Below are 15,669 nucleotides of genomic sequence, written 5' to 3'. Positions count from 1 at the left end.
TTCTCTGGAGACCACCTTGCCCTTCATCACCCACGCCGGCAATCGCCTCTTCTACACGCTGGAAGGCCCAGCATCCGCGCCCGTCCTGATCTTCTCCAACTCGCTAGGTACTGACCACACGATGTGGGCGCCGCAGGCCGAAGCACTGAGCCAGCAGTTCCGCATCCTGCGCTACGACACCCGCGGCCACGGTCAGTCCGCATTGCCGCCGGGCCCGAGCAGCGTGGCGGAACTGGGCAGCGATGTCATCGCGCTGATGGACGCCTTGCAGATCCGGAAGGCAGCCTTCTGCGGCTTGTCGATGGGTGGCCTGACCGGCATGTGGCTGGGCGTGAACGCGCCGCAGCGCTTCTCCCGCATTGTGCTGGCCAACACCGCGCCAAAGATCGGCACCCCCGAGGCGTGGAACACGCGCATTGAAGGCGTGTTGCGCGACGGCATGGCGCCGCTGGTGGAGGGCTCGCTGCAACGCTGGTTCACGCCTTCCTTCGTCAGCGCCGCCGGCAATCGGCTGGATGACCTGCGCAGGGTGCTGACCGGCCTGGATGCACGTGGGTATGCCGCCAACTGCGCGGCGGTGCGCGACGCCGATCTGCGCGAAGCGGTCAGGACCATTCCGGTGCCGGTGCTGGTGATTGCCGGTAGTTCCGATCCGTCTACCACGGCGGCGGAAGGGCGCGCGCTGGCCGATGCCATTCCGGGTGCACGCTATCTCGAACTGGAGGCGGCGCATCTGTCCAACCGCGAGCAGCCGGAGCGTTTTACCGAGGCGTTGCTGGACTTCCTGGGTGACGATGCGCAGCAGGCCGCGAACCGTCCGGCCAACGATGGCGAGCGCTATCAGGCTGGCCTGGCCGTGCGGCGGGAGGTGTTGGGCAGTGCGCATGTGGATCGTTCGCTGGCCCGGCTGAACTCGCTTAACGATGAGTTTCAGAATCTGATTACGCGTTATGCATGGGGTGAGATCTGGACGCGTGAAGGGTTGCCGCGGCATACGCGGAGTCTGATCACCATTGCGATGATGGTGGCGCTTAACCGCAATGAAGAACTCAAGTTGCATCTGCGCGCCGCGGCGAACAACGATGTCAGCCGCGACGAGATCAAGGAGGTGCTGCTGCAGACTGCTATTTATTGCGGGGTGCCGGCGGCTAACTCGGCCTTTCATATGGCAGAGGAGGTGTTTGCCGCGGTGGATGCGGAGGCTTTGAAGGGTTCGTAAGCGGTGAGGGCTGTTTGCGGCTTTGTTTGGGCGGTGATGGTTTTTGCACCCAATAGCCGTACGACAGTCCCACTGTTGGGGTGCTCGGTGTCTTTTTGAGCGGCGTTGGCATCTTGCACCCAAGTGCGTACGACATCCCCCGCAGGGGGATGTCGTACGCACTTGGGTGCAACAACCATCGCCGCCCAAACAAACCGCAAAAAGCCCTACAACCTCTCCTGCCCAATAACCACCACATCCAACTCGATACCCATGGCCGCCAACATAAATTGGAACGCCGACACCGTATGCACCGGGCTTTCAGTAACGGCACAAGCGACCTAGCCAGTGCCGCAGCGCCGCTGCCCGCGCTCAAGGCGCTGGATGGCGGCGGCCGCGTGATTCATTGCGGCAGTTTCAACAAGAGCCTCTATGCCTCGCTGCGGATCGGCTATATGGTGATGCCCGACGCGCTGCGGCCGGCCCTGCGCCACCTGCGCGTCTCACGGAACGTGTACCTGCGCCGCCGCGACATCGTGCTGGCGGAGCTGCGGGCGGCTCTGGGCGAGCGCCTGCGCGTCAGCGGGGAACACGCCGGGTTTCACTTCGTGCTGTGGCTGCCGGACGGCATCAGCGAGCACGATGTGGTGCAAGCCCGCGCCGGCGCGAACCTGACGCTGCAGAGCCTGGGCGAGTTTTGCCGGGAGCGGGCAATGCCGCCGGCGCTGGTGATCGGTTACGCCGCGGCGCAGGACGATGTGCTGCGCGACGCGGCGAAACGGCTGGCGCAGGAGATTGCCGCACTGGCTCAGGCCGGCGGCACGAACTCGGTGACCTCCAGCTCGAATCCCGCGATATTGCGATAGGGCACCGGCTGGCTCAGCAGCCGCAGCTTGCGCGCACCCTGGTCTCGCAGGATCTGCGCCCCCACGCCAAGCGCACGCTGCGCGAACGATGGCGGCGCGGGCCGTCCCCTGGCTTGGCCCAGGCGCGAGACCTCTTGGAGTAGCTGGTGAGGCGGCTCGCGCTCGGCCAGCAAGACCAGGATGCCGCAGCCCTCCGTGCCGATGCGCGCCAGCGAACGTGCCAGGTTCCAGCCCGGCGCGGGCGCCGCCTGAGTTTGCGCCGGTTCGAACGCGAGCACATCGCGCAAGGTCTCCACGGTCTGCACGCGCGTCAGCACCGGCTTGCCCGGCTCCGGCCGGCCCAGCACCAGCGCCAGGTGCACGGCGTCGATGGGCTCGTCGTAGTACGCATGCACCGCGAACTCGCCGTAGGGCGTGGCCAGCCGGCCGCTCTGGCTGCGGCGCAGCGCACCCTCCACCAGCAGGCGGTGATGGATCAGGTCGCTGATGGCGCAGATCATCAGGCCGTGCGCACTGGCGAAGTCCGGCAAGGCGGTGCCGCGCAGCAACTCGCCGGCGTCGTCCAGCAACATCGTGTAGGCGCCCGCGGCCTCGCGCCCGGCCAGTCTCGGCAAATCCGAGCAGGCTTCGGCGAAGCCGGCGCGGCGCAGCACGCCGTCAGGCTGCGCCACGATGGGAAAGACGTGGCCCGGCTGGACCAGGTGGCCTGTCCTGGCATGCGCGGCGCTGGCCACGCGCATCGTCAGCGCGCGGTCGGCGGCGGAGATGCCGGTGGAGACGCCATCCACCGCTTCGATCGATACGGTGAACGGCTCGCGCTGCCTGCCGCCGACCGCCATCATCGGCAAGCTCAACTGCCGCCGCCTGGATTCGGTGATGGCCAGGCAGACCAGGCCGCGCGCGTGCGCCGCCATGAAGTTGACGTCGGCCTCGCTGATCTTGTCCGCCGCGACCAGCACGCAGCCGCTGGCTTCAGCGGTGTCGTCCTCCATGACCACGACCCGCTGGCCGGTGGCGATGGCGCGCAGCACGTCGCCGATCGGTGCGGGCCTCATGCCGCCTCCCGCGCATCGGCAAAGGCGGCGCACAAGGCGGACGCCGCCAGGTCGAGCGCCGCGTCGGCCGCGTCCAGCAAGCCCTGCATGCTCATGAAGCCATGAATCTGCCCGGGCCAGCAGTGCAGGGCGCTGTCCACGCCGGCGCGTTGCATGGCGGCGGCGTAGGCCTCGCCCTGATCGCGCAGGGGGTCGAATTCGGCCGTGATGATGGTGGCCGGCGCCACGCCCGCCAGTTCGCGCTGGCGCAGCGGGCTGGCCCGCACATCGGCGGCATGGCGCGGGTCGGGGAGATAGTGGCGGGCATACCAGCGCAGCATGTCCCCGGTCAGGAAGCAGCCTTGCGCGAAGGTGCGCCAGCTGCCGGATTCGTCCGCGCAATCCAGGTAAGGGTACAGCAGCAACTGGTGGCGCAGCGCCACACTGCCACGCAGTTGCTGGCATGCAACCGCGGCCAGGTTGCCGCCGGCGCTGTCGCCGGCGACAGCCATCCTGTCCGGCAGTGCGCCCAGTTCGGCGGTGTGTGCCGCGCTCCAGCGCAGCGCCGCGCACGCATCGTCGGCAGCCGCGGGAAAGCGTGCCTCCGGCGCCAGCCGGTAGCCGACCGACAGCACCAGGGTCTGCGCGCGATTCGCCAGCGAGCGGCAGATATTGTGGTGCGTTTCGATCCCGCAGGTGACGAAGCCGCCACCGTGGAAGAACACCGTGAGCGGCCAGGGGCCATTGCCAGGCGGGCGGTAGAGGCGGGCAGGCAAGGGGCCGGCGGCGCCGGCCACGCTCAGTTCGCGTTCTTCCGCGACCGCATCCCCCGGCGCGAACGCGGGGTGCGCGGCCAGCACGGCGCGGTAGGCGTCTGGCGTGATGGTGGTGAAGTCGAGTGGCGGGAACTGCGCCATGGCGTCGAGCAGGGCGCGGACTTGCGGGTCGAATTGCATTGGTTTTTCCTTATGCTGAAGGAAGTGCAGGGGGGGAGAGGGTGCGGCAAAGGCAGGCGAGGCTCAGAAAGCGAAGGCCGGCGCCTTGCCGCTGGCGATGCCGTTCGCGCGCGCTTGCGCGGCGGCGGCGGCTTCGGCGTGCGGCAGGATCCAGAAATCTCCGGCGGCCACGCCGTCGAGGATGTGCCGGGCCATGGTTGCCGCTGGCATGCCCTGCGCGATGCTCGCCTGTAGCGCCTGGTTCATGCCGCCGACGCCGCTCTGCGCGCCGGCCGGCAGGTCGAGCGCGATGCCGGTGGCCACCGGCCCCGGGCATGCCACCGACACCTTGAGCGGCATGCCCGCCGCCTGCAGTTCCATCGCCAGCCCTTCGCTCAACGCCACCACGCCCTGCTTGGACACGGTATAGGGCGCAAGCCAGGGGCCCACGGCAAGACCTGCCATCGAGGCGATGTTGACGATATGCCCGCTGCCTTGCACCGCCATGCGAGGCACAAAGACGCGCAAGCTGTGGATTACGCTCCACAGGTTGACGTTCAGCACACGCTCGAACACGGCGGCATCCAGCTCCCAGCAGGCGCCGGTCGCCAGCACGCCGGCATTGTTGAAGAGCAGGTCGACCCGGCCCAGCAGTTCGAAGCTGCGCGCGCAGAGCTGCTCGACCTGGGCAGCCTGTGCCACATCGGTTGGCAGTATCGCTATCGTTTGCCGGTGGTGCGTCAGTTCGCCGTGCACGCGCAGCAGCGCGTCGTCATCCTTGTCCGCCAGCACCAGCGCCACACCCTGCGCGGCGAGCGCGTGGGCCAGGGCCCGGCCTATGCCGCCGCCGGCGCCTGTGATCACTGCGGTCTTTCCGGTCTCGTTTGCCGCCATGGCGGGTCTCCTGGCGAAGTGGTTGGAATGGATGGCGCGCGGGATTGCGTCCGCCCATTTCTACCTGCCGGGCGTGGCCCTCGCATCGTCTGTTTGAGTGAGGTGTCAGGCGCCAGCGAGGCTCAGGGATTGCCCCGAGAGGGGAGTTGCCTAGTCCGTTTGCGGTATGTGAGCGCCCGGCAGGAGGGTAAGGTCTGGCCTATCCGCAGCGGCGAAGCGGGTGCGAAAGCAAGCACCTGCCTCGCCGACAGCGGCCTCATACGGCGCGCCGATAGGTGCAAACCATGATGCGCAATCCTGCCACCGGTGCCGTGGCAATCCATATAATCGGGAACCGCCGGGGGGCGCACCGCCCTTGTCATGGCAAACGCCGGCCGCAGAGCCAGGCGTGGATAACGGAGACAAGAGGTATGTTGATGGAGGCAAGCCACAGCCAGGAAGCGGCGCTTTGCTACGCGCCGGTGGCGCTCTCGCTGGCGGATCTCAGCACGCTGCTTGGCAAGATCTACCAGGGGGCCATGGAGCAGGTGCCATGGAGCAAGGCGCTGGAACTCATCCGCACCCACCTGCATGCGAACTACGTCACGCTGATCCTGCGCTCGCCGGCAAGCGACCGGGCGGGCCTGATGGTGCACGCCAGCGAGGAAGGCGGCAACACCTTGCCCGGCGAGACGATGTACAACAACTACTACTACGCGATGGATCCCTTCGTCGACCTGCCCGCCGACCGGGTGGTGACGATCGACGAGCAGATTGGCACCGTCGCGTGGTGCAACAGCGACCTGTACCGGGAGTTCCTAAAGCCGCTAGGCGTCCGCTATATGATGGGCGCGGACATCCGCACCGACGATGGCGTGGAATGCCGCCTCCGTGTCTGCCGCAACGTCGACGCGCCGGACTTCTCGGAAGCGGACAAAGCCATATGCACGGTGCTGCTGCCGCACCTGCGGCGCGCGGTCGATCTGCACTCGCGCATGGATGTGGTGGAGTCGGAGCGCACCCTGTACGCCAGCGCCATCGACCGCATGCTGGTCGGCATGGCGATACTCGATGAGACCGGTGCCATCATGCGGACCAATTCGGCCGCGGACGAGATCCTTGCCGACAAGGACGGCATCCGTATTGCCAGGGGCTCGCTGGATGTCGAGTACGCGCAGGAGAACCGCCAGTTCCAGCGCCTGCTGCGCCAGGCCATCATGGGCCATATCGGCACCGCGCCGGCGGTGATGGAGGCGATGTCGATCACGCGGCCTTCGGGCAACGCGAAGCTGGGCGTGCTGATCCGCACGATTCCGCTGAGCGAGTGGTCGGAAGACAATAAGCGCCGGCCTTCGTGCGTGATTTTCATTCGCGACCCGGAGCGCAAGTCGCAGGCTTCGCACGAGGTGGTGCGCAAGCTGTTCGATTTCACGCCGGCGGAAACCCAGCTTGCGCTGCAGCTGGCCAACGGCCTCGCGCTGGAAGAAGCGGCCGAGGAGCTCGGCATCAGCAAGAACACGGCGCGCGCCCACCTGCGCGCCATCTTCTCCAAGACCGGCGTGACCCGGCAGGCCACGCTGGTGCGCATGCTGCTCAGCAGCGTGGTGGCGCTCGGCTGAGCGCGCTAGCTCGCCGGCCTGGCGGGCTTGGCGCTGACCACCAGCGGGAATCCCTGCGGCGTGGTCAGTACCGCGCGCAACTCGTGCGGGCCGCTGGCGAGCGGCTGCGCGATCCGCGCGCCGCCCGCCAGCAGGCGCTCGATCGCCGCCGCGATATCCTCGCCGGCTTCCAGCCGGAATGCCAGTGCGGGCTGGGAGACCATCCGCTCCTCGCCGGCCACCAGCGCTACCGTGATGGGGCCGGCGTCCAGCGCGCAATAGCGCCCGCCATCGCGAAACTTCACCGCCAGGCCCAGGCCCTGCTCGAAGAACGGCAGGGCGGCATCGATATCGTCCACCGGGTAAAGCAAGAGGTTGGATTGCATGCTGTCGCTCCTTGTCAGCGGGCGGACGCCGCCTGGCGGCACACGGCACAGATATTGAGCGATTGATCACCGTCGTCGTCGGACAGCAGGATGTCGAGCGCGCGGGCGGGTGCGGCGGTGCCTGTCGGCAGGGCGGCCAGCAGCGTCTGGCGACGCGGAGGAGTCGGCGGAGGAATCTTCATGACGGCGTATCCATGTGCAGGTGGTGAGTGGTCCTGGACATGATAGGGACACGGTGCCGCCGCGCATAATCCAATCAGACGATGCCGCACTTTCCCCGGCCGCACACACTGCAGTCACGCAGGCCAGCAATGACGGTGCCGGCGATGGCGCCGCCCGCCACGACAACGCGGCGGCGCTCCCGGCCGATGGCCTGAAAACCAAATGTAAAGGAAGGGGACTGCAATGCGATTCTCGCTGATCTACGAAGCGCAGACTGTCGACGCGTCGCGCGCCGGCGACCACAAGGTGTTCGACGAAATCATGGAGCAGGTGGAACTCGCCGAGGACATGGGTTTCGATGTCGTCTGGGCGGTGGAGCACACGGCGCTGACCAACTACGCGCACATGAGCGCGCCGGAGACCTTCCTGGCCTTCGTGGCCGGGCGCACGCGCCGCATCGGCATCGGCCACGGCGTGGTCTGCCTGCCGCCGGCGATGAACCATCCGGTCAAGGTAGCCGAGCGCGTGGCCACGCTCGACATTCTCTCCGGCGGGCGCGTGCATTTTGGCGTGGGTAAGGGCGGTACGCAGCAGGAGGCGGGCACCTTTGGCTACGACCTCGAAACCCTGCACCCGATGATCGACGAGGCGATGTACCTGATCCCGAAGATCCTTACCCAGGACGAGATCGAGCACGATGGCGAATTCATCAAGATTCCGCGCCGCCCCATCCATCCCAAGCCACGCCAGGACCCGCACCCGCTGATGTATCTGGCCTGCACCAACGCCGATACGCTCAAGCGTGCCGGCGCGCGCGGCATGGGTGCGCTGGTGCTCGGCTTTGGCGGCCCGGAAGACGTGGCGAAGAAGAATGCTATCTATCGCGAAGCCTACGAGACGCGCCAGGCGAAGGACCAGGTTGGTTTCCGTCCTCACCAGCATCTTGCCGCCCTGTGTCCGACCATCGTGCTGGAAGACGGCGTGGCGGCGCGCAAGATCGGCATCAAGGGACAGCGTTACTTCATGGAGTCGCTGGGGTACTGGTATGCCGGCGGCGAGCGCCCCAATCCCGAAGGCTGGGATGTGGAGAACATCACCGAGCAGGACGCGCAAGGCAAGGCCGTGATCAAGACCAGCTTCGCCTCGGAGAAGGTCACGGTGGATTTCAGCGATCCGTCGATGATGATGCTCAACCCCAACCATGCCTACGGCACGGTGGAGGACTGCATCGGCTATGTGCAGCGCCTGATCGACGCCGGGGCCGACGAGATCCTGTTCATCTGCCAGATGGGCACGGTGCCGCAATGGGCCCAGCTCGAAACCATCCGCAATATCGGCGAGCACGTGATCCCGCACTTCCGCGCCCAGGGCCGCAAGCTGCGCGCGCTCGCCTGAGCGAGCCATCGGACCATCGCTGCTGCGCGACTAGTCTCCTCGGACGATGGCGCGGGGCAGCGGCGATGCCAGCATGAAGGCACGACAAGACCGGCCCGGTGGCCGGCAAGAGGAGATGGCGGTGCATCGAGACAACTACCCCGAAGGACTGGCGGCCGAACTGATCGGCCGCGCGCACGAAATGATCCCGGTGCTGGCGCAGCGCGCCGGCCAGGCCGAGGCGCAATCGCGCATCCCGGCCGAAACCGTGGCCGACATGCAGGCCGCGGGCTTCTTCAAGGTTCTGCAGCCGCGCCGCTATGGCGGGCATGAGCTGGACCCGCAGACCTTCTTCGACATCCAGATGGCCCTGGCCAAGGGCTGCATGTCCACCGCCTGGGTCTATGGCGTGGTGGGCGTGCACAACTGGCAGCTCGCCTTGTTCGACGGCAAGGCCCAGCAGGACGTCTGGGGCGCGGACAACGCCACCCTGATCGCTTCGACCTATATGCCGGTGGGCAAGGTGGTGCCGGTGGACGGCGGCTTCCGCTTCTCCGGGCACTGGAAGTTCTCCAGCGGCAGCGAGCTGTGCGACTGGATCTTCCTTGGCGGCCTGGTGCCGCCGCAGCAGGCCGGCGCGGCGCCCGAGTACCGCACTTTCCTGCTGCCGCGCAGCGACTACACCATCGTGCGCAACTGGGATGTGCTGGGCCTGCGCGCCACCGGCAGCCACGACATCGTGGTGGACGACGTGTTCGTGCCGGCATACCGCACCCACAGCGCCGTCGACGGCGCCATGGGCACCAGCCCGGGCCTGTCCCTCAACCAGGCGCCGCTGTACCAGTTGCCGTTCGCCCAGATCTTCGTGCGTGCCGTCTGCACGGCCTGCATCGGCGCGCTGGAAGGCGGGCTCGACGATTTCATCGCCTATGCCGATGGCCGGGTCAGCGCCAACAGCGGCGGCAGGACGGCCGAGGACGGCGGCGCGCAACTCGCCTGCGCCAACGCGGCGGCCGGCATCGATGAGATGCGTACCATCCTGCGCCGCAATTTCGACGAGCTGATGGCCACGGCGCACCGGGGCGAGCAGCTCGATACGGCGCGCCGCCTGCATTTCCGCTACCAGTCGTCACAGGTCGCCCAGCGGTGCGCGCAACTCGCCGACAGCCTGCTGCGCTACGCCGGCGGCAACGGTATCTACGTCACCAATCCGCTGGTACGCCGCTTCCTCGACCTGCATGCGGCGCGTGCCCACTACGCCAACAACCTGGATCGCTTCGGCCAGAACCTGGGCGGCGTGATGATGGGCCGCGCCAACACCGATTTCTTTATCTGAGGCCGGCGTGGAGCGGAACATGAACCAGGGCACAGGGCAGGCAGGCGGCACCGCGGTGTTTGATGTAGTGGTGGTCGGCTCAGGAGCGGGCGGCATGCTGGCCGCCTGCCGCGCGGCGGATCGCGGCCTGTCCGTGGTGGTGCTGGAGAAGAGCGGCCTGTATGGTGGCACCTCGGCGGTCTCGGGCGGCGGGATCTGGATCCCGCTCAACCACCATATCGAAGAAGCGGGTGGCAGCGACAGCTACAACGCCGCGCTTACCTATCTCGAAGCGTGCACCGAAGGCCGCTCCACGCCCGCCAAGCTGCGCGCGTACCTCGAGCACGGTCCGCGCATGCTTAGCTACCTGGAGCAGCGCACCGCGGTGCGTTACTACTCGCTGCCGCGCTACGCCGACTACTTCCAGCGCTTGCCGGGCGCGCTGCCCGGATATCGCGCGCTGGATCCGATGCCGTTCGACGGCGCGCAGCTGGGCGAGGAGTTCGCGCGGCTGCGGCCGCCTTCGCCGGGGACGCTGGTGGCGGGCCGGGTGGCGGTGACCTCCGCCGAGGCCCACGCCATGCTGAGCAAGAGCCGGGGCTGGCTGGGCGTGGCGGCCCGGCAGTTTGGGCGCTATTGGCTGGATCTCGGCTGGCGCCGCCGCACCGCGCGCGACCGCCGGCTCACGCTCGGCAACAGCCTGGTGGGCGGCTTGCGCCACGCCATGATGAAGCGCGGCATTCCGCTGTGGCTCGATACCGCGCTGGAAGACCTGCTGGTGGAGGAGCACGGTGGCGCGGCGCGCGTCACCGGCGTGCTGGCGCGGCGCAATGGCGCGCAGGTACGCATCGAAGCCCGGCGCGGCGTGATCCTGGCCGCGGGCGGCTTCGAGCGGAACCAGGCCATGCGCGAGCAATACCTGCCGCATCCCAGCCGGGCAGAGTGGAGCGCCACGCCGCCGCACAACACCGGCGACGGGATCCAGGCCGCGCAGCGCGCGGGCGCGGCGCTGGAGCTGATGTCGCATGTATGGGGCGCGCCAACGGTGAAGGTCGGCGGCGAGGAAAAGCAGCGCGCGATCTTTGTCGAGCGCGCCTTGCCCGGCTGCATCGTCGTCAACGGGCAGGGCAGGCGCTTCGTCAACGAGGCCGCGCCGTACTCCGAGTTCGTGCCCGCGATGTACCGCGACCACGAGCGGACGGGCTGCAGCGTGCCGGCGTGGCTGGTGTTCGATGCCACCTTCCGCCGCAAGTATCCCTGCGGGCCGATCCTGCCCGGCTCGGTCATGCCGGACCGCCGCATCCCGGCCCCCTTCGCGGACGTCCTGCTGCGCGCCGATTCGCTCGACGCGCTGGCGCGGCTCGCCGGCATCGATCCGGGCGGCCTGGCGCACACCGTCGAGCGCATGAACGGCTTTGCGGCGAGAGGCGTGGATGAGGACTTCGGCAAGGGCGACAACGTCTTCGATACCTACTACGGCGACACCCAGGTCCGTCCCAATCCGTGCCTGGCGCCGATCGGCCGCGCGCCGTTCTACGCGGTGCGCATCGACGCTGGCGATATTGGCACCAAGGGCGGGCTGGCGACCGATGCCAGCGCCCGCGTGCTGCGCGAGGACGGCTCGCCCATCGACGGGCTGTTCGCCATCGGCAATACCAGCGCCTCGATGATGGGCGCCAGCTATCCGGGCGCGGGCTCCACCATCGGGCCGGCCATGACCTTCGGCCTGATCGCCGCCGATGTGCTGGCGGGCGGGGCGGCCGGGCAGGGCCAAGCGGACTAATACCATCACACAGGCAGGAGGCATGATGAACCAGACTATTTCCCCGTCGCTGCGCGACGATATGCTGATGGCAATGCGCCGCATGGCGCGCTCGGTTGCGGTGGTCAGTTGCCGCGAGGGCGAGCGCCGCTATTCGATGTCGGTCACCGCGGTCGATTCGCTGTCCGCGGACCCGCCTTCGCTGCTGATCTGCATCCATCGCAATGCCTCGATCTACCCGGCCCTCAATGCCGGGGTGGATTTCTGCGTCAACCTGCTGGCGGCCGATCATCGCGACATTGCTGTCGATTGCAGTGGCCGGCTCAAGGGCGAGGACCGCTTTACCACGGGCCAGTGGGAGGCCGACCCGCTGGGCGTGCCTTTCCTGCGGGATGCTCAGGCAAACCTGATCTGCGAGCAGGACGGCCGTTTCGACTACGGCACCCACGCCGTCTTTATCGGCCGCCTGCGCGAAGTCCGGCTGGCCGGCGACGTGGCGCCGCTGGTCTATGTGGACGGCGCCTACTCCACCTCGGCGCCGCTGGCCAGCCTGCGGGCGGCGTGACGTGAACCCAGTGCCGGAGCCTGCGCGATGACCGCCAACGCCTTCGTTCCCGATCCCGCATCCGATCCCGTTTCTGATCCCGCCTGCGGCGGGGTCAACGCGGTATTGCCGCCGCTGGTCGTCGCCGACCCGGGCGCCTACCGTTGGGATGCCCGCTGCGACGTGGCGGTGATCGGCTTCGGCGCGGCCGGCGCCTGCGCGGCGCTCGAAGCCGCACGGGGCGGGCTCGACGTGATCGTGGCCGAGCGCTTCGAAGGCGGCGGCGCCAGCGCCAGGAGCGGCGGCGTGGTGTATGCCGGCGGTGGCACGCCATACCAGCGGGCCGCCGGCTACCGTGACACGCCAGAGGCCATGGCGGCTTACCTGCGGCAGGAGGTTGGCGACGCGGTCGGCAATGGCACGCTGCAGGCATTCTGCGAGCGCAGCACCGGCATGATCGCCTGGCTGGAGCAGCTGGGCGCGCGCTTTGCCGCCACCGTGCCGCCACGCAAGACCTCGTATCCCGCGCAGGACTACTACCTCTACTACTCGGGCAACGAGGCCGTGGCGGAGTACGCGCGCCACGCAGAGCCGGCGCCGCGCGGCCATCGCTGCAAGGGCAGCGGCATGTCCGGTCACGTGCTGTACGGCGTGCTGCGGCGCGCGGTGCAGGCGCAGGCCGGGGTGGACGTGATACGCCACGCGGCGGCGCGCCGCCTGATTGTCGATGGACGGGGCACCGTCATTGGCGTGGAACTCCGGCGCCTGCCGCCGGGCCGCCTGCAACGCCGGCATGCCCGCCTGGCGCGCTGGGCCGAGCGCCTGCACAACCTTTCCCCGGCGCTGGCCGATGCCTTGCGCCGGCGCGTGACGCAGCTGGAAGACGATTTCGCGCAGCCCTGTGCAGTGCGTGCCGGCGCCGTTGTGCTGGCCACCGGCGGCTTCATCTTCAACCCGGCCATGGTGGCCGCGCATGCGCCCAAGTACCGCCGCAACTGGCGCCTGGGCACCACCGGCTGCGATGGCAGCGGGATCCGCCTCGGCCTGTCGGTCGGGGCGGCGGCGCGCCACCTGGAGCGCGTTTCCGCGTGGCGCTTCATCAATCCGCCGTTCGACTGGGCACGTGGCTGCGTGGTCGACGCGCAAGGCGCGCGCATCGGCAACGAGGAAGTCTACGGCGCGCGGCTGGGCCACGCCATCTGCGAGGAGCACGGCGGCCGCGCCTGGCTGATCCTGAACGCCGGGCTGGCGCGCGCGGCCCTGCGCGATTGCGTCACCGGACGCCTTTGGGCCTTCCAGCGCGTGCCCGCCATCATGCTGATGCTGTTCGGCGCCACGCGTGCGCCGGGTATCGCGTTGCTGGCCGACAAGCTGGGCATGCCGCGCGCGGCATTGCTGGCGACGCTGGCTGCCTATAACGCGGCGGCGCGCGGCGAGCTGCCCGACCCCGCAGGGAAATCCGCGGCGATGTGCGCATCGCTGGAACGCGGGCCCTACCTGGCCATCGATATCTCCGCGCATAGCCGCGCTTTTCCCTGTCCCGCCATCACCCTCGGCGGCCTGCGCGTGGACGAGACGTGCGGCCAGGTGCTGGCGGAAGGAGCCGGCGGCCAGGCGGCGCCGATCCCGGGCCTGTACGCGGTTGGCCGCACCGCGGTCGGCATCGCATCGAATCACTACGTGAGCGGCCTTTCGCTCGCCGACTGTATCTGGTCGGGGCGCAATGCCGGGCGCCATCTCGTTGCCCTGGCAGCCCTGGCGGACCAGCCGGGCCGCAATGAACACATCGACGAACACACCAAGGAGACAAGCCATGAGCAACCGAGTTGAAGGAAAGATCGCCATCGTCACCGGCGCCGCCAGCGGCGTCGGCAAGGAAGACGCCTTGCTGCTGGCGCGCGAAGGCGCGCGCGTGGTGCTGACCGACCTGAACGAGGCGGCCGGCCACGCCGTGGCGCGCGAGATTGGCGACACCGCCATCTTCGTGCCCCACGATATCGCCAGCGAAGCCGGCTGGCAGCAGGTCATGCAGCGCACCCAGGAGCATTTCGGCACGCCGGACGTGCTGGTCAATAACGCCGCGGTGCTGGCGCTGGGCTCGGTGGAGGACACCACGCTGGAGCAATGGCAGGGCATCATGCGCATCAATGCCGACGGCTATTTCCTGGGCTGCAAGTATGGCGTGGGCGCGATGAAGCAAAACGGCGGGGTCATCGTGAACATGTCTTCGGTGGCGGCGCTGGGCGGCATGAGCATGTTCTGCGCCTACAGCGCCAGCAAGGGTGCTGTCACCGCGCTCACCCGCAGCGTGGCGGCTTACTGCAAGCAGCGCGGCTACAAGATCCGCTGCAACTCCGTGCATCCGGACGGCATCCTGACGCCGATGACGGCTGCCCTGATGCAGGGCGCGGCCGATGCCCCGGCCACCCATGAGCAGGCGGGCGGCGATCCGATGCAACGCATGTGCCTGCCCGGCGACGTGGCAAACCTGGTGCTGTTCCTGGCCTCCGATGAGTCGCGCTACGTCAACGGCGCCGAGCTGCGCATCGACAATGCGCAGACCATCATGGGCATCGCCTGATCGCGGACATCATGGTGCAAGCGCAATTCCACCCGCTGCGCATCGCCCAGGTGGTGGCCGAAACCGACGAGGCAAGCTCGCTGGTGTTCGAACTGCCCGAAGGACTGCGCGATACCTTCGCCTACCGGCCAGGCCAGTTCCTGACGCTCAAGGTGCCGCTGGAGGGCGCCGCGCAGCAGCGCTGCTACTCGCTGTCCAGCAGCCCCCAGGTCGACAATGCGCTGCGGGTGACCATCAAGCGCGTGCGCGGTGGTCGCGTATCCAACTGGATCTGCGACCGGCTCGGGGCTGGCGACACGGTTGACGTCATGCCGCCCGCGGGCGTGTTCACGCCCCGCAGCCTGGATGGCGACCTGCTGCTGTTCGCCGGCGGCAGCGGCATCACGCCGGTGCTGTCGATCGCCAAGGCGGCGCTGCGCCATGATGGCGGCAACGTCACGCTGATCTACGCCAACCGCGATGAACGCAGCGTGATCTTCCGCGATGCGCTGCGCGACCTGGCCGCGCGCCACGCGGACAGGCTGCGCGTGATCCACTGGCTGGACAGCGTGCAAGGGCCGCCCTCGCAGGCCCAGCTCGAAGCGCTGGCCTCGCCGTGGGGCCACGCCGACTGCTTTATCTGCGGGCCGGGGCCGTTCATGGACGGTGCCCAGGCCGCCTTGCAGGCCCTTGGCGTGGCACGCGAGCGGATTCACGTGGAGCGCTTCGGCGCGCCGCCGCCCGCCGCAGGGCAGGCCGAAGAAGTGGCCCCGCCGGTTTCCGCTGCGGCTGCGCTGGAGGTGGAGCTGGATGGCGTACGCCACCGGCTCGACGCGCAGGCGGGCGAAACCGTGCTCGACGCCATGCTGCGCGCTGGCATCGCGGCTCCGAACTCCTGCCGCTCCGGCCTGTGCGGCGCCTGCATGTGCCAGGTGACGCACGGCGAGGCAACGCTGGGCGAGAACCATGTGCTTGACACCGCCGACCGCGAGGCCGGCTGGACCCTGGCCTGCCAGGCCCGCGCGGCCGGCAGCGAACTGCACCTGAAATTTCCCGACTGAC

General features: G+C 68.5%; 15 protein-coding genes. 10 read left to right on the top strand and 5 right to left on the bottom strand.

Annotated elements, in window-relative coordinates; translation table 11 throughout:
• Nucleotides 1-16: 16 nt before the first annotated feature.
• Both pcaDC and AC1DS6_RS16635 read left to right on the top strand, forming a co-directional pair.
• Nucleotides 17-1,219, top strand: a complete 1,203-nt coding sequence (gene pcaDC, locus AC1DS6_RS16640; protein WP_477102765.1) for a bifunctional 3-oxoadipate enol-lactonase/4-carboxymuconolactone decarboxylase PcaDC — start codon at nt 17-19, stop codon at nt 1,217-1,219.
• A gap of 149 nt (nt 1,220-1,368) precedes the next feature.
• Nucleotides 1,369-2,064 (top strand): hypothetical protein, encoded by a 696-nt coding sequence (locus AC1DS6_RS16635; protein WP_477102764.1) that lies wholly within the window; start codon nt 1,369-1,371, stop codon nt 2,062-2,064.
• On the opposite strand, the gene AC1DS6_RS16630 is transcribed toward AC1DS6_RS16635, so the two are convergent.
• The 3 genes from AC1DS6_RS16630 to AC1DS6_RS16620 all read right to left on the bottom strand — a co-directional run bounded on the left by AC1DS6_RS16630 (nt 2,007) and on the right by AC1DS6_RS16620 (nt 4,927).
• The gene (locus AC1DS6_RS16630; protein ID WP_477102763.1) at nt 2,007-3,119 is read right to left on the bottom strand and encodes a 3,4-dihydroxy-2-butanone-4-phosphate synthase; all 1,113 of its coding nucleotides are present in this window, start codon (nt 3,117-3,119) and stop codon (nt 2,007-2,009) included. The two genes, AC1DS6_RS16635 and AC1DS6_RS16630, sit on opposite strands and share 58 nt — an antisense overlap.
• A complete protein-coding gene (locus AC1DS6_RS16625) occupies nt 3,116-4,054 on the bottom strand; it encodes an alpha/beta hydrolase (protein WP_477102762.1) in 939 nt (312 codons plus the stop codon). The genes AC1DS6_RS16630 and AC1DS6_RS16625 overlap by 4 nt, the downstream gene beginning before the upstream one ends.
• Nucleotides 4,055-4,117: 63 nt before the next feature.
• On the bottom strand, nt 4,118-4,927 hold the full coding sequence (locus AC1DS6_RS16620; protein ID WP_477102761.1) for an SDR family NAD(P)-dependent oxidoreductase: 810 nt from the start codon (nt 4,925-4,927) through the stop codon (nt 4,118-4,120).
• A gap of 410 nt (nt 4,928-5,337) precedes the next feature.
• Here AC1DS6_RS16620 and AC1DS6_RS16615 point away from each other — a divergent pair, with 410 nt between their 5' ends.
• Nucleotides 5,338-6,525 carry a helix-turn-helix transcriptional regulator gene (locus AC1DS6_RS16615; protein WP_477102760.1) on the top strand — a complete coding sequence of 396 codons (1,188 nt, stop codon included), beginning with the start codon at nt 5,338-5,340 and terminating at the stop codon, nt 6,523-6,525.
• Between the two features lie 5 nt (nt 6,526-6,530).
• On the opposite strand, the gene AC1DS6_RS16610 is transcribed toward AC1DS6_RS16615, so the two are convergent.
• A complete protein-coding gene (locus AC1DS6_RS16610; RefSeq protein WP_441636190.1) occupies nt 6,531-6,890 on the bottom strand; it encodes a VOC family protein in 360 nt (119 codons plus the stop codon).
• A 14-nt stretch (nt 6,891-6,904) separates the two neighbouring features.
• Nucleotides 6,905-7,072 (bottom strand): hypothetical protein, encoded by a 168-nt coding sequence (locus AC1DS6_RS16605; RefSeq protein ID WP_441636192.1) that lies wholly within the window; start codon nt 7,070-7,072, stop codon nt 6,905-6,907.
• A gap of 223 nt (nt 7,073-7,295) precedes the next feature.
• Between AC1DS6_RS16605 and AC1DS6_RS16600 the strand changes: the two genes are divergently transcribed.
• The 7 genes from AC1DS6_RS16600 to AC1DS6_RS16570 all read left to right on the top strand — a co-directional run bounded on the left by AC1DS6_RS16600 (nt 7,296) and on the right by AC1DS6_RS16570 (nt 15,668).
• Nucleotides 7,296-8,447 carry an LLM class flavin-dependent oxidoreductase gene (locus AC1DS6_RS16600; RefSeq protein WP_477102759.1) on the top strand — a complete coding sequence of 384 codons (1,152 nt, stop codon included), beginning with the start codon at nt 7,296-7,298 and terminating at the stop codon, nt 8,445-8,447.
• A 121-nt stretch (nt 8,448-8,568) separates the two neighbouring features.
• Nucleotides 8,569-9,762, top strand: coding sequence for an acyl-CoA dehydrogenase family protein (locus AC1DS6_RS16595; protein WP_441636206.1), 1,194 nt, complete (start codon nt 8,569-8,571; stop codon nt 9,760-9,762).
• Nucleotides 9,763-9,781: 19 nt separating this feature from the next.
• Entirely contained in the window at nt 9,782-11,524 is a 1,743-nt protein-coding gene (locus tag AC1DS6_RS16590) for an FAD-dependent oxidoreductase (RefSeq protein ID WP_441636196.1), read from the top strand.
• 25 nt (nt 11,525-11,549) lie between these two features.
• Nucleotides 11,550-12,068: a flavin reductase family protein gene (locus AC1DS6_RS16585; protein ID WP_441636208.1), complete on the top strand. Its 519-nt coding sequence runs from the start codon at nt 11,550-11,552 to the stop codon at nt 12,066-12,068.
• A gap of 27 nt (nt 12,069-12,095) precedes the next feature.
• Nucleotides 12,096-13,877: an FAD-binding protein gene (locus AC1DS6_RS16580; protein ID WP_477102758.1), complete on the top strand. Its 1,782-nt coding sequence runs from the start codon at nt 12,096-12,098 to the stop codon at nt 13,875-13,877.
• Nucleotides 13,861-14,628, top strand: a complete 768-nt coding sequence (locus AC1DS6_RS16575; RefSeq protein WP_441636200.1) for an SDR family oxidoreductase — start codon at nt 13,861-13,863, stop codon at nt 14,626-14,628. The genes AC1DS6_RS16580 and AC1DS6_RS16575 overlap by 17 nt, the downstream gene beginning before the upstream one ends.
• Nucleotides 14,629-14,639: 11 nt before the next feature.
• Nucleotides 14,640-15,668, top strand: a complete 1,029-nt coding sequence (locus AC1DS6_RS16570) for a 2Fe-2S iron-sulfur cluster-binding protein (protein WP_441636202.1) — start codon at nt 14,640-14,642, stop codon at nt 15,666-15,668.
• The last annotated feature ends 1 nt before the right edge of the window (nt 15,669 follow it).

The organism is Cupriavidus sp. 05L310 (assembly GCF_056398185.1).
The sequence above is the reverse complement of the archived record's forward strand: the minus strand, read 5'-3'. Positions and strand labels throughout refer to the sequence as shown.

Excerpts from the sequence above, each read along its gene's own strand:
- AC1DS6_RS16635 (WP_477102764.1), top strand. The coding sequence starts at position 1,369 with ATGTCGTACGCACTTGGGTGCAACAACCATCGCCGCCCAAACAAACCG.
- AC1DS6_RS16630 (WP_477102763.1), bottom strand. The coding sequence starts at position 3,119 with ATGAGGCCCGCACCGATCGGCGACGTGCTGCGCGCCATCGCCACCGGC.
- AC1DS6_RS16625 (WP_477102762.1), bottom strand. The coding sequence starts at position 4,054 with ATGCAATTCGACCCGCAAGTCCGCGCCCTGCTCGACGCCATGGCGCAG.
- AC1DS6_RS16620 (WP_477102761.1), bottom strand. The coding sequence starts at position 4,927 with ATGGCGGCAAACGAGACCGGAAAGACCGCAGTGATCACAGGCGCCGGC.
- AC1DS6_RS16615 (WP_477102760.1), top strand. The coding sequence starts at position 5,338 with ATGTTGATGGAGGCAAGCCACAGCCAGGAAGCGGCGCTTTGCTACGCG.
- AC1DS6_RS16610 (WP_441636190.1), bottom strand. The coding sequence starts at position 6,890 with ATGCAATCCAACCTCTTGCTTTACCCGGTGGACGATATCGATGCCGCC.
- AC1DS6_RS16605 (WP_441636192.1), bottom strand. The coding sequence starts at position 7,072 with ATGAAGATTCCTCCGCCGACTCCTCCGCGTCGCCAGACGCTGCTGGCC.
- AC1DS6_RS16600 (WP_477102759.1), top strand. The coding sequence starts at position 7,296 with ATGCGATTCTCGCTGATCTACGAAGCGCAGACTGTCGACGCGTCGCGC.
- AC1DS6_RS16590 (WP_441636196.1), top strand. The coding sequence starts at position 9,782 with ATGAACCAGGGCACAGGGCAGGCAGGCGGCACCGCGGTGTTTGATGTA.
- AC1DS6_RS16585 (WP_441636208.1), top strand. The coding sequence starts at position 11,550 with ATGAACCAGACTATTTCCCCGTCGCTGCGCGACGATATGCTGATGGCA.
- AC1DS6_RS16580 (WP_477102758.1), top strand. The coding sequence starts at position 12,096 with ATGACCGCCAACGCCTTCGTTCCCGATCCCGCATCCGATCCCGTTTCT.
- AC1DS6_RS16575 (WP_441636200.1), top strand. The coding sequence starts at position 13,861 with ATGAGCAACCGAGTTGAAGGAAAGATCGCCATCGTCACCGGCGCCGCC.
- AC1DS6_RS16570 (WP_441636202.1), top strand. The coding sequence starts at position 14,640 with ATGGTGCAAGCGCAATTCCACCCGCTGCGCATCGCCCAGGTGGTGGCC.